This window comes from Thalassoglobus sp. (assembly GCF_048270125.1).
GTDB lineage: Bacteria > Planctomycetota > Planctomycetia > Planctomycetales > Planctomycetaceae > Thalassoglobus.
On the sequence record NZ_JBLWTN010000004.1, the window covers coordinates 110,463 to 122,898 of the forward strand.

Annotated in this window: 11 protein-coding genes; 5 read left to right on the forward strand and 6 right to left on the reverse strand. The window is 49.8% G+C overall.

The window, feature by feature from the left end; genetic code table 11:
- Nucleotides 1–142: 142 nt before the first annotated feature.
- The 5 genes from ACN0YR_RS06665 to ACN0YR_RS06685 all read right to left on the reverse strand — a co-directional run bounded on the left by ACN0YR_RS06665 (nucleotide 143) and on the right by ACN0YR_RS06685 (nucleotide 4,577).
- Nucleotides 143–1,447 carry a hypothetical protein gene (locus ACN0YR_RS06665; protein WP_417848417.1) on the reverse strand — a complete coding sequence of 435 codons (1,305 nt, stop codon included), beginning with the start codon at nucleotides 1,445–1,447 and terminating at the stop codon, nucleotides 143–145.
- A gap of 52 nt (nucleotides 1,448–1,499) precedes the next feature.
- Nucleotides 1,500–1,829: a YkgJ family cysteine cluster protein gene (locus ACN0YR_RS06670; protein WP_417848418.1), complete on the reverse strand. Its 330-nt coding sequence runs from the start codon at nucleotides 1,827–1,829 to the stop codon at nucleotides 1,500–1,502.
- Between the two features lie 96 nt (nucleotides 1,830–1,925).
- Nucleotides 1,926–2,330, reverse strand: a complete 405-nt coding sequence (locus ACN0YR_RS06675; protein WP_417848419.1) for a hypothetical protein — start codon at nucleotides 2,328–2,330, stop codon at nucleotides 1,926–1,928.
- Between the two features lie 417 nt (nucleotides 2,331–2,747).
- Entirely contained in the window at nucleotides 2,748–4,151 is a 1,404-nt protein-coding gene (locus tag ACN0YR_RS06680; protein ID WP_417848420.1) for a right-handed parallel beta-helix repeat-containing protein, read from the reverse strand.
- 192 nt (nucleotides 4,152–4,343) lie between these two features.
- Nucleotides 4,344–4,577, reverse strand: coding sequence for a hypothetical protein (locus ACN0YR_RS06685; protein WP_417848421.1), 234 nt, complete (start codon nucleotides 4,575–4,577; stop codon nucleotides 4,344–4,346).
- Between the two features lie 38 nt (nucleotides 4,578–4,615).
- Here ACN0YR_RS06685 and ACN0YR_RS06690 point away from each other — a divergent pair, with 38 nt between their 5' ends.
- The gene (locus ACN0YR_RS06690; RefSeq protein ID WP_417848422.1) at nucleotides 4,616–6,514 is read left to right on the forward strand and encodes a protein kinase domain-containing protein; all 1,899 of its coding nucleotides are present in this window, start codon (nucleotides 4,616–4,618) and stop codon (nucleotides 6,512–6,514) included.
- 63 nt (nucleotides 6,515–6,577) lie between these two features.
- Here the strand turns inward: ACN0YR_RS06690 and mutM are convergent, their stop codons facing one another.
- Nucleotides 6,578–7,417 carry a bifunctional DNA-formamidopyrimidine glycosylase/DNA-(apurinic or apyrimidinic site) lyase gene (gene mutM, locus ACN0YR_RS06695; RefSeq protein WP_417848423.1) on the reverse strand — a complete coding sequence of 280 codons (840 nt, stop codon included), beginning with the start codon at nucleotides 7,415–7,417 and terminating at the stop codon, nucleotides 6,578–6,580.
- A 384-nt stretch (nucleotides 7,418–7,801) separates the two neighbouring features.
- Between mutM and ACN0YR_RS06700 the strand changes: the two genes are divergently transcribed.
- The 4 genes from ACN0YR_RS06700 to ACN0YR_RS06715 all read left to right on the forward strand — a co-directional run bounded on the left by ACN0YR_RS06700 (nucleotide 7,802) and on the right by ACN0YR_RS06715 (nucleotide 12,431).
- Nucleotides 7,802–9,349, forward strand: a complete 1,548-nt coding sequence (locus ACN0YR_RS06700) for a DUF1598 domain-containing protein (protein WP_417848424.1) — start codon at nucleotides 7,802–7,804, stop codon at nucleotides 9,347–9,349.
- 53 nt (nucleotides 9,350–9,402) lie between these two features.
- A complete protein-coding gene (locus ACN0YR_RS06705) occupies nucleotides 9,403–10,161 on the forward strand; it encodes a hypothetical protein (protein WP_417848425.1) in 759 nt (252 codons plus the stop codon).
- 354 nt (nucleotides 10,162–10,515) lie between these two features.
- On the forward strand, nucleotides 10,516–11,391 hold the full coding sequence (locus ACN0YR_RS06710) for an SDR family NAD(P)-dependent oxidoreductase (protein WP_417848426.1): 876 nt from the start codon (nucleotides 10,516–10,518) through the stop codon (nucleotides 11,389–11,391).
- 71 nt (nucleotides 11,392–11,462) lie between these two features.
- Nucleotides 11,463–12,431 carry an NAD-dependent epimerase/dehydratase family protein gene (locus ACN0YR_RS06715; protein ID WP_417848427.1) on the forward strand — a complete coding sequence of 323 codons (969 nt, stop codon included), beginning with the start codon at nucleotides 11,463–11,465 and terminating at the stop codon, nucleotides 12,429–12,431.
- Nucleotides 12,432–12,436 lie beyond the last annotated feature (5 nt).

Genomic DNA, 12,436 nt, shown 5'->3' on the forward strand with positions numbered 1-12,436 from the left:
GAAATGCACTCTTCACGATGACAAGGAACTCGATAGCGTATTAGCGCATCTTTCGAATTAGTTTGCAGGTTCTGCCTCGTGGCGAACAGCATTTTCACTAGCGAAATGCGTTCTTCACGGGCACACGGTAGAGCAAACTGCTCTAGTCGACGGATTTTGCAAACAATGTCGGCTTGGTCTCACTAAGAATTTCCAGAATGTTCCGTCGGTCAGATTTTGTCAGGTTCTTGAACTCATCATCTTCGGGGGGGCTTTGTAGAACCTCAATGAGACGCTTTGACACATAATCTTTCATGATTTCTGGTAGAGCATCGAAAGCTTCTGAGTAAATCAAGTAGCTGCACGGGTACTTGAAAATGCGATACTGCAAGTCAAAATCTCGCAGCGACCGCCCTTTGGAATCTCTTTGTCCAGATGATTCGAAATCCTCGCGGAAACTGGACGCCCCCTGAATTGGGGAGGTCAGTTGAAATTCGTCTGCAAACAACATGCAGGCAACGATTTTGTCCCCCACACTGGCGACGCGTCTGTGTGTTGAATCGCTGATGTAATCGTCCTCGCGTTCCAAGGCTTTGTTCATCACAGTGTTGTAATGCAAGGCGTTGCGAGCTTCGAAATTGCCACGCGTGAGCAAGTTGTGCAATTCGAGTTGATGTGCGAGAACCATCAAGGCGACCAGATCGCTGGTCTCTTCCAGATACGGAGTTGTATCAACGAGATCACTGATGTCGGTGAGGTTTGCGCCGCTTTCTCTATCCAGGGAATCGAGTCGAACGTTTTTCGGAGAGATGACATTCCCCATATGTCTCATATCACCGTGTGTTCCGCTGACGTACCAGGCTCCAAAACGCTTGTCGAACGGACTGGACTGTTTCGTGGTGTATGTCCCTGATCCATAGTGAGGTTGGCCGGAACGGTCGACAAAAACAGATCGCATCAAATGTCCCGGGACCCCTTCTGTTCTCGAAGAAGCGTGGCATGTAATGCACTGCCCTTGATCACGGACCAGTTGAGGTCGGTCGACTTTTGTCGTATCGAGGCTGTAGAAGACTCCCCCCAGTTGAGGATCGGCAGTCGAAATCTCAATGACATCCCCACCCTGGACAAAGCCGACGTAAGTATCGTCGTTGAAGTAAAGGGCGCGGGGTTTTTTAGGAGTGATACGCCGAAGCTGCAGGCTCGTTTTAGAGAAGACGAGCATTTGCGAAGAATAAGGAATCTTGAGGGCGTCGAGGAGTGCCGGAAGGTATCCGTTCTTTTCATCGTACTCCAACTCGAGTTTGCCCTCGTCGAGTTGCTTTTGTAACTGGGTGACGGAATCCGTGGGAGTCGAATCGGAGTAGTTGATCGGAGCTGCTTCAAACTCAAGCTGAGCAACCGCTGATGTGCAGTTTCCGATAACGATCAGTGATGCGATTGCAAAGGTGTATCGATTGAACGGCAGCATTATCGAGGCTCCCAAATCTCAGTTTAAACTAAAGCGGACCTGCGTATCCATTTTAGCTTTCGATACCGCATCTGTCACGAATAGAATGGCAAGAAGAGCAGTTGATCTCAAAATCCCGACACGCCTGCGGACGATGCTCATAGTGCTGGCAAGCCAAAGTTTCAGGGTCGAACCACATGCAGGGATTTTCATGCAGGTTGAATCGAATCTCCCAAAATGGCATGATTTCTGCGATTAAATCTTCGGGGACGCCGCGCAACTTTGCTTCATGTTGTCCGTCAATCACCACATAGGGCGGAACCGGGGTTTGCATACAGCAGGCCCCACACCCTTCACAACTCTCAATAATTGGAAGATTGGCAATCTCGGAGTGTTTAAGCATATAGGACTTTTTTCGGTGAGCAATATTTTGAGTTCAAAAAAAAATGAGCCTCCGGGGTCTGTCGCCAGAGGCTCATTGCGATCTGTAAGAAACCGACTACGAAGTCGCTTTTTCGGTCTCTGCGTCTTCTGAAGCTTCTGCTTCTTTTTCAGCAGCTTTCTTTTTCTTTTCTTCCAGTTCGGCAAGATACTTTTCAGGATCTTCGAGGAGAGGTCCGCGGCAGCCTTCGCAGCAGATGAAGATGGGTTGGCCATCAACCATCACTTTGACAGGCGTTCCCATTCCACCAAGCTCTCCGCCAACTGGGCAGAATACTTGTGCTTCAACCAACGCTTTGTCTTCTGCGGAGAGTTCTGGTGGTGCGGCTTCACCAAGTTCGACTGCTGCAGCTTCGTCAGTTGTTGCTGGTTCGCCCTCAGCCGTCGTTTCAGATTTCTTTGCACATCCTGTTGCCATCCCGAGTGTGAGGATGAAACAGATTAGAAGTTGTTTGTTCAACATCTCAGTATTTCCTTAAATTGAGTTTTGAATATGAGCTTAGTCCTGAAACTGAGCTCGATTGTTTGAAGTAGTTTGCGATGAGTCGTTCTGATCTGAGCCGTCTATTCGAAAAGAGGCACATGGGCAGTCCAAGTCGTGCAGTTCTGATAGGTCAGTGGTGTTCTCTGTCGGGCACTTTTCAAGCTGAGAGTTGGCCCGGTCACTTTGGAGTTGTCTCGCAAATTCTGAGTCAATCGCGGATGGCATCAGTAATTGGAGAAGTCCTACAACATCATTCTAGGAAAAAATTTCGAAATCACCAGTCGGAACCGTTTGAGGAACTCTCCTGGAGCCATAATGGGAAGGATTTTCCCACTGTTTGAGGGCTGGATGCCGGTTTTCGGAGTCCCGCTGAGGTAAACGTGCCTGAACTGCTTTCTATTTTGTCTCTGGTCGAAGTTCTGTTGCAACGAAATTGTCTTTCCCTGCGATTTCCTTGACTGCAGAAACAAGCTCGTCACCCTTGATCAGGCAGTCTGAGATTCTTGATTCCGTTGTCTTCTCAAGAAGTACTCCGTGCAGGGCACAATCAAGAATTGTGCAGTTGCTGATATTCACCCGTTTGCAATTCTGAACATTCACAGCTGCTTTTCCGAAGATGACACCTGTAATGTGATTCGCAGAAAACGTGACACCTGTCGAGTTCTCAATCAGAATCGCGTTTTTGCTGAGGGCTCCATCTCCATAGTGATAGCGAGGGTTCCGGTCGAACATGTTGCCTGTGACAACAACACTTTCGGACCCTGTGATTTTCAGGTTGTGTTCGTAACCTTTCCAAACAGTGTTGCCTGTAATCGCAACACTGCGAGCATTGGTAATCTCAATGTTGACGAACACATCAGAAAGAACGTTGTCCGCAATGGTAAGATGACCATGACGTGTTTCGTCGGTGAACGGTCGCGGGGTGCTTTCCCCGTGGTATCGGATGTTGGCGGAATTTGGCGAGTTGTGGTCGTGCTGAATCGTGCAACCGACAATAGCAACCTCAGCGACTGACCCGCCTCGAGAGTCGAGTTCAATGTTGGCACTGGGTGTTGAATCAGGGCCGCCCATGTTCCCTTCAATATCACACGTTCCAATATGAATATTGCGGACGTCGCCTCCTTTGTTCACGATGCCCCCCAGCTTGTTGTAGCTGATGTGGCAACCGATGATGTTTGACTGATGCAGGTTGACTTTGTCATAAAAAATACCGACACCGCTGTTCTCATAGATATGGCAATCAGCGATTAAGACATTGCGGTTGCGTTTGACGAGGTGGATGCCGTGATGCAATTTGCGGAGCACAACCCGGGTGATTGTGATTTGCATTGTTCCGGTCGCTTCGATGCCGTTTGCTTCCGGATGATTCCCGAGGATTTCGACTCCTTCGACCATTGGCGTTCGCTGATTTTTCCAGACATTCTCTTTCACGGTCGCGGGGGCGGCAGTTCCTTCATGTGTCCCAATGAATCGAAAAGCAGGACCCGGGCCATCCATTAGAATGGTCGCTGTTCCGTCTCCACTGATGGAAATTGGGCCGGTTTTGTCGAGATCGATTTCGATGGTTTTGGTAATTCGAAAAACACCTTTGGGAAATGTGAGTGGTGCTTTCTTCTCTGAGATCCATTGATTGATCACCGCTGTATTGTCGGTCGTTCCATCTCCGACGAGTTTGGGAATGGTGGAAGCCTCCTGGGCTTCGGAAGTGCAAACTGCAATTCCTGAAATGATCATTCCCATGCACAGACACGTAAAGAGTCGTGAGTGATTGAGGCTGATGAAAGTCGCGAAGCGTCTCATGGTGTTGTCATCCAATTGGGACAGTGTGATCGTCGGTGTGGTTATCAGTGTAGTCGTCAGTGTGGACAAAAATGTTACTAAGTGGGTCCGGAAGATAGTGACATATCGTTCGTCAGTTTTCGAGTGACTGCGCCGGGGGGATCCCTTTCGATGTGCGGATTTCCTCTGCATTCCGAAAGAGAAACTATCGGATTAATCGGTGCAATTGTTTCTTCGATGTCGCTCTTTGCCCTCGTCGGTTCTGGTTGCCACCATCTGCGAGTTGATATTCGGTTGTTGATCATGCACTTCTCCTGCTGAGTGATAGAGTCGTAAAGAGGTCGTGTGGTCGCCCTGACGCCGACTCGTTTTCAGACTGAACGAGATTTGCATCCATTGAGACTCTTTGGAAGGAACAAGACCTTCATCTGTTGTTAGTCCCGTCATAACCTTTACGGCGTCTCCAAAATGATCGTGCAGAATCAATGCTCAACTGGCAGGAATTGATCGCTCAGAGGTTTCAAGGTCAATCGCTCCCGCAGTTACCTTCCCGGATTCAGATTCCGCGTCCTCCTCAGTGCATCGCCGAATTCTTAAAACTGGTTGACCGACCGAACACTCCACTGAATGAACTGGCATTATTGATCGAGAAGGATTCGGAAATAGCGACCAGCGTCCTGCGGATCGTGAATGGTTCACAAATGATGCTACGAGATCGCGTCTCTTCGATTTCGCGAGCCATTGGTTTGCTTGGTCTGCAGCGTTGTAAGATGCTCGTCATGAGTGCAGCGATTCAAGCCTCAATGAGCAAGTGCTCGGGCTCGCAAAAGCAGATGAGAAATCTGCTCTTAGAGTCTCAGGAACGTGCGTTGTACGCTCGGCGAGTTTGTGAAATGACCGGAGGTGATCCAGAAGTGGCCTACATTTCCGCCCTGTTGCAAGATCTATTGCTTCCACATTTAATGGATGCTCATTCTGAACTCTACGAGACCTATCGGCCCGAGCAAATCAGGCTTGTCGAACTTGAGACTGGTCAGCTCAAAGGTGATCACTCAATTTTTACGGCTGCGTTGCTCTCACAATGGAACTTCGCTGAAGGGGTCGTCGCAAGTGTGATAATGCACCATTCACACGATGAGATCCTGCAAAACGAGTTGCTTGTTCGCTCAGAAATTGGAGCTGTGGCTGTCAGCGGATTACTCCCCGGGACGCTCCAACAGGAGCCAAGGGGGATTTCGCTTTTACTGGAGTATCAGAAGCAGATTCCGGAGTTTGATTTTTTGCAGGTCGCTGCAGATGTGGATGAAGAGTTTGCTTCGTTGACCGGAACATCGTCCATGAGAACAACACTCGGCGACCGCCTGAGCCGGCTCGCCTGTGCCGCCATCGAAGAGAATCAGGAGCAGGTGAACTGGGTGGAGCGAACTCTTGGAAGTTATACGTTGGAAGAGAAGATTGGACAGGGAGGAGTCGGAGTCGTTTACCGTGCGCGACATTCCATGTTGCGACGACCGGCAGCCGTGAAGATGTTGAAGACAGCAACATTAAGTCAGCAGGTTCTGGAGCGTTTTGAAGTTGAAGCACACATCACCAGCGAACTCTCAAGTCCCCATACAGTTCAGGTCTATGACTACGGAATGACATCCGATGGAACGCTGTACTATGTGATGGAATATCTGAAAGGGATGAGCTTGAGTGAGCTCGTTACGGATTACGGTCCTCTGCCGGAGGATCGCGTCATCCATCTTCTCTGTCAGGTTTGCGGTTCGTTAGCAGAAGCTCATTCAAAAGGGCTAGTACATCGTGACATCAAAGCAGAGAATATTGCTTTGACAGTCTGTGGGGGAGCTTACGATTTTGTGAAAGTTCTCGACTTTGGACTGGTCGCCGTGAAAGATGAAATTCCTCATTTACCGGACGCTTGCAAGATCATGGGGACGCCGGCATATATGGCTCCCGAAGCAATTCAGTCTCCCGATCTCGTTGACGAGCGTACGGATCTCTACGCATTGGGAGCCGTGGCCTATTTCTGCATTACCGGAAAGTTGCTGTTCGAAAATCTGTCGTTGCCTCAACTTCTACGAGCACAGATCTCGGAGACTCCAAAGTTCAGCGCGATGCCCTGCTCTGAGGAGTTTCGAGTGATTATTCAAAGCTGCCTTGAAAAAAAATCGGCAGATCGACCACAAGGAGTAATGGAACTGGCCAGCCAACTTGGACGCTGTCAGGCTGCGAACTCCTGGTCGTTTGACGAGGCTCAACAATGGTGGGAAGAGCATGTGAACAGTTCTCGAAAGAATGCGTCCCAGGTATTGATTCCGAGCCTTGGAACTCAGCTCGCTCCGACCAAGGATCAGGACGAAACGGTGATCTTCGGTGACTGATCATCTTTCGCAATCAGACTGGATTGCGAGTCGGTCGTTTTGGGCGAGGCTGGGAACTGCGGGTTATCTCTTCTGGCACTTCGGGCAGTAGAAAGTTGAACGTTGAGCCTGAACGATTCGCCGGATTGATGAGGTCTCACAAGTTTTGCATGGCTCTCCTTCCTTCGCGTACACACAATGTTTGTTCTGGTAAGATCCATTCTGATTCAGAGCATTTCGATAAGTTCCATCGTTGAGTGTCGAGCCTTCATACTGAATGGCTTCGCGAAGAATGCGATTCATCGCTTTGTGAATCCGGTCAACTCGTTGACGCGAAAGCTTCGAAGCTTCTGCTACAGGAGAGATCTTCGCTTCGTGAAGAATCTCACTGGCATAAAGATTCCCGACTCCCGCGATCAGCTTTTGGTCCAGCAACGCAACCTTGATTGCGCGTTTCGTTTCTTTCAGTCGCGCCAACAGTTCGTCGACTGAGATCTCCAATGCATCCGGTCCGAGAACGTTTTCTCCAAGGGCAACGTCAAATTCCTGATGAGACATCAATCGCAATGTCCCAAGACCTCGCCGGTCCCAAATCCAGACAGACTGCTTTTGCTTTCCGCGAGTGAGACAAAACTCGAACCGCAAATGTTCGAGGCTCGGTGGATCGGTCAGCAATGCCAAACCGGTCATTCGAGGTTCAAAGACTATCACGTCCTCTTTGAGCCGAATGACGATCCGCTTTGCCTTTCTCTCCACAGCCTCAACCTTCTGTCCGCGAACACGCTGAGTGAACTCTTCAAGAGCCGGAGTGACGTTGAGCGGTTTTTTTGTACAGGGGCAGGCCCGCAACTCTACGAGCTTGGATCCTTGCATCGCGGGGCGGATTCCGCGGACCATCGTTTCAACTTCTGGAAGTTCGGGCATGAAAGTAACTTTTTGGGGCAATTTTGGGGCTCGAACGTCGTTTCGATCTTGAGGACCTGATGATCGTCAAATGCGTTTCATCCGAACATTCGTAACAAACCTCACAACACTTGTAGCTTCTTAAGGAATTGTATCGACTGTTCTCATTCTTTTGACCCGTTTGAACAGTCTCTGCCGTAGCGATAAACTTTCCTCAAAAGTTCTTGACGTGTGCATGACATAAGACGATGCTAGGAAATGGTGTCGGTTCACATGTTCAATCGTATGCACTGATATTCTGCCGTCGCGACCCTTCTACCATTCCGTTGGAGTGACTGAACAATGAGATTTGAAATTCTAAAACAGCGCACATGTTCCGCAATGCAAATTGCGGCAGTATTGACGATGAGCGTTGTGTTCAATGTCCCGGTGTTCGCTCAGGATGCAGATGTCGCTGATGGATTCTTTGCAGCTGGCGAATTTGCCGCTGGAAATGAAGCAACCACTCGACGAACAGCCGTTGTCGAGAAAGCTCGTCGTCAGACCCTTCAAGGGGGGACGGGAGCCGATTTCGATTCGCTGATCGAATTGATTCAGGATCAGACGTCCGGACCTTGGTTCGAGATTGAGCAAGAAGGGGGAACAATCAGCGAATTCGAAAGTGGAGTTCGCGTTGATCCAAACGGTGTTCTTGCAATGACATCGAAGAAAGATCTGAGCGGCGTTCTTGCTGCAATGGGTGTTAAGGCTCGTAAAGCTTCACTGAATGAAGAGATGGCACGCCAGTCAAACTTGCGTCTCGTTTCATTGACTCGACTCGAAAAGTTGATCGCAGAGCGAATCGCCAGCGGCAAACCTGTTTTAGAATCGATGCAACAACTGGCTGGTCTTTCTCAGGTTGAATACGTTTTCGTTTATCCTGAAACCGGCGAAGTCGTCATCGGTGGTCCAGCAGAAAGTTGGGAATACAACGAGTACGGTACTGCCGTTGGAACCGAAAGCGGTCGCCCAATTCTTCAGCTCGATGACTTGGTGACTGTCATGCGAACCTTCAGCCCTGAAGGAATGAACATCTTCGGCTGCTCGATCGATCCGAAGCCAGAGAACATCAAAGCTGTGAAAGAATACGCAGCCACGTCACAAGCTCGCGGACCATTGAGCCCTGCCGGTGTGCGTCGCTGGTCCAGCAAAATTGGAGAGATCCTCGGATTGCAAGACATCACTGTTTACGGTGTTCCTGCTAATAGTCGAGTCGCCCGCGTTTTGGTTGAAGCTGACTATCGAATGAAGCTGATCGGCATCGGCCAACTTGAAGCTGGTTCAAACATTCCTGACTATTTCGAACTTCTCAAGAAAGACCCTGCTCTTGCGAGTGGTGGACTGGATGCCATGCGTTGGTGGATGACCATGAAGTACGACGAAGTTCTTCACTCCGAAAACCAGAATGTGTACAAAATCCGTGGCTCAGCTGTGAAATGTCTTTCAGAGAATCAGTACCTGAACGACAAAGGCGAACGAGTCAACACCGGAAAAGCAGAGCCTGTGAATCGATTGTTCGCACAAAACTTCACCGAGCACTATCCAGAACTTGCTGAAAAAGATTCCATTTTTGCAGACCTGCAAAGTGTCTTCGATTTGGCTTTGGTCGCTGCTTTGATCGAAAAAGATCAGCTTGATGACAAAGCGGGTTGGAACCGTGGAGTCTTCGCTGTGAACGGAGCCTACAATCCTGAGACATACGCCGTCCCACAACAGACCGAGTCTGTTGTGTCACACCGTGTCTTCAACGGCAAAGATGTTGTTCTCCAGGTCGCAGGTGGAGTCCGAGCCGATTTGGCTTCAGTGTTGAAAGACACACAAGTCGTCAAATCATCGCCAAGACTCGACGGAATCGCTGATGCCGCAATGGCAGTCGATGTCCCGCAGAACCGCTGGTGGTGGGACGCCAGGTAATTGGTGGCCGCATCTCAAGTGCGAAGCAATGTGATCTCACCAGGGAGGGAGACTTGAAATTTCAATTAACGAGGGGCGTTTGCCTCTCGTTTTTTCTTTGGATGTTCACGGTCGGAGCTTCTTTCGCAGAGGAATCGGCACCAGAATCTCAGCCTCCAGTTGCTCCAAATCTTGAAGAACTCGTCCGTTTTGTGGTCATCGAATCTTCGAATGAACCGTACCTCAACGACAAGTATTGGAACAAGACTTCAGGACGGTTTGATGGATTTCGGGTCCGTGGGCTAAGAATCTCGAAACGAGAAAAAGAAGTGCGACATGGGTTCTGTCGAAAGTACTCCGCATCGCTGGTGAATCCTGAAAAGCACTTTCGGTTCGAGATCAAAGAAACAACACTCCCCAAATTTGATGGGCAGGCCTATCTCATTGAGACCAATTTACGTGCACGATGCGAAGGGACATTTGCTCATTATGTCTACGGCGCGAAAGGAATCAATGGGACAACTATCGCCGATGCTGATGTCCGGGTTCGACTCGTGGTGACGCTAAAACCAACGGCTCAATTCTCGATTGCCGACCCGATCCCGAAGTTCTCCCTCAATGCTGAGGTACGGGATGTTGATTTCAAGCTGAAAGATATCGATGTTCGCAAAGTGGGCGTTTTAGATGGAAAATTTGTCGAGGTCTTGGGAGACGGCTTCCAGGAAGTTTTCGAGCAACTGATCCAGAATCAGGAAAAAAACGTGAAGAAAAAGCTGCAAAAAGAACTCGATGATCTTCAGGGCAAATCTCGCAAAGTCCCTCCAGAAAAATAAGACTCGATACCCTGGGGAAATTGGAATTTGTGCTGAGGGCAATGCTGATTCCGTCGGGGAAAAGCTCGATTGAGCAATGTACTGCCTCAGAGACTTTCGCTCTGCGAAGTCCCCTGCCATTCCGGTCTTTCCCGCTCTCTATGGGAAACAGCGATGTGGAATAAGTGAATTCCTGGCATGACGAGTGTTACATCAGGCGTTTCCCAGTTGGAGTAGCATCCTTCGGTGTCCCTATTCTCCAAAATTTCAGAATAGGCGAGTTCGTGGCAAGTTTGGGTATTGTACGGTTTGGGAGGTTCTGAGAAGATTGCCAATTGTATTGTCATTGGAGGACAGTCTTCAGGAGCAGGACGCTTGAACGGTCGATATCAAGATCAAGTTGTAGTCATCACGGGTGTGAACGACCGAGGGATCGGTGGTGCGATCGCTGAGCGCTTGGCTGAAGAAGGAGCAAAGCTCGCGATCCTCTGGCGCGAACGCCCAAAACGGCTTTTCAATCGCCTGAATAAACGTGGTGCCGAATACATTGAGCTTGCGTGTGATGTCACTCAGCAAACCTCCGTCGACGCAGCGATTTCCGCAATCGTCGAACGTTTCGAGCGTATTGACGTCTTAGTGAATAACGCAGGTGTTGAACATTCTGCAACGTTGGAAGAAACAAACGACGACCAATGGCAGCAGGTTATCGATGTAAACCTGACTGGAGCAATGCGAGTCATCCGTTCATCGATTCCGCATTTCACCGAGCAGTCCGGTGCGATCGTGAATCTTGCTTCAGTTCTTGGGATTGCAGGCTGTGGTGGTTTCCCAGCGTACTCTGCGACGAAAGCGGGAATCATTGGGCTGACTCAGTCGCTTGCAATGGAATTGGCTCCGCGTGGAATCCGAGCCGTTTGTGTTGCCCCTGCCCTGGTTCATACCCCTATGATCCATAAATACGTCGCCAATATGACCAGCGAATCAGAAGAACAGATTCGACAGGCCCACCCCCTGGGAATTGGCTCTCCGCAAGATGTGGCTGCTGCGGTGGCTTTTGTTGCCTCGCAAGAAGCACGCTGGATTACCGGGATTACCCTTCCCTTGGGGTGGTCGGCAGCGTTTCCACTTCCTATGCAACAGTTTCTACCAACGAAAGCTGAAGAGCCGGACTCAAGTGCGAAGCTTTTGAAGTTCGACGAATGGGCAGCTCCGGTCGAAGAAGAAAAACCTCTCCGACGCGCCACTGGCTGACGTTCATTTCGCTGCTGCGGTTCGTTATAGTTGCACTTTTCTTCGGGGCAGCTGGAAGCGAATTGAAAACGATGCGTATTCTAATTACTGGCGGTGCGGGATTTATTGGCGGGCATATTGCCGAGGAACTTGTTGCTCAAAAGCACGATGTCGCGGTCCTGGACGATCTCTCTTCGGGCGAAAGAGCAAACGTTCCAGAGTCTGCCAAGTTCTATGAAGCAGACATCACCAATGCCAAAGCGGTTTCAAGCATTCTCCAAGAGTTCCAACCAGAGAGTCTCTGCCATCAAGCTGCTCAAATGTCGGTTTCTCGTTCAGTTCGAGAACCTGATTTTGACGCAAACGTGAATATTCTCGGCTTGGTCAATGTGCTGAAGTCGGCAGCCGAGGTGGGAACAAAACGCTTTGTTTTCGCCTCGTCGGGAGGAGTCCTGTATGGAGAGGTAACCGAACCTGCTCCGGAAACGACACCTGCGAATCCAATTTCTCCATACGGAATCAGCAAGTGGGCAGGCGAGCAATACCTGAAATTTTTCACTCGTGAACATGGTATGGAAACGGTTGCACTTCGCTACTCAAATGTTTTTGGGCCGCGCCAAAACCCGCACGGAGAAGCGGGAGTTGTGGCGATCTTCTGTACGAAGATGCTCGCGGGGGAACCGGCGCGCATCAACGGAGATGGCAAGTATGTCCGGGATTACGTTTACGTGACCGATGTCGTTGATGCGAATGTGAGAGCTCTGACATCCGCAAGCCCGGGCTTCGTCGCCTACAATGTTGGGACCGGAGTTCCGACAGATGTGAATCAGATCGCATCCGCCTTGCACGCGAACTGTCAGGCAGAGCTCCGACAACGTGAAATGGAACGCACGGTTCCGAACGTCGACAACGGTCCAGCCCGTCCAGGAGACTTGCGATCAAATCTTATTTCAGCAACGAAGATTCAATCCGAACTCGGTTGGTCTCCAAGGACAGACGTTACAACCGGATTACAGCAAACCTCAGCATGGTTTGCCCAAAAACTTCTCGATCAACATTGATTTTC

Coding starts and splice junctions, on each gene's coding strand:
- ACN0YR_RS06665 (WP_417848417.1), bottom strand. CDS start 1,447: ATGCTGCCGTTCAATCGATACACCTTTGCAATCGCATCACTGATCGTT.
- ACN0YR_RS06670 (WP_417848418.1), bottom strand. CDS start 1,829: ATGCTTAAACACTCCGAGATTGCCAATCTTCCAATTATTGAGAGTTGT.
- ACN0YR_RS06675 (WP_417848419.1), bottom strand. CDS start 2,330: ATGTTGAACAAACAACTTCTAATCTGTTTCATCCTCACACTCGGGATG.
- ACN0YR_RS06680 (WP_417848420.1), bottom strand. CDS start 4,151: ATGAGACGCTTCGCGACTTTCATCAGCCTCAATCACTCACGACTCTTT.
- ACN0YR_RS06685 (WP_417848421.1), bottom strand. CDS start 4,577: ATGACGGGACTAACAACAGATGAAGGTCTTGTTCCTTCCAAAGAGTCT.
- ACN0YR_RS06690 (WP_417848422.1), top strand. CDS start 4,616: ATGCTCAACTGGCAGGAATTGATCGCTCAGAGGTTTCAAGGTCAATCG.
- mutM (WP_417848423.1), bottom strand. CDS start 7,417: ATGCCCGAACTTCCAGAAGTTGAAACGATGGTCCGCGGAATCCGCCCC.
- ACN0YR_RS06700 (WP_417848424.1), top strand. CDS start 7,802: ATGAGCGTTGTGTTCAATGTCCCGGTGTTCGCTCAGGATGCAGATGTC.
- ACN0YR_RS06715 (WP_417848427.1), top strand. CDS start 11,463: ATGCGTATTCTAATTACTGGCGGTGCGGGATTTATTGGCGGGCATATT.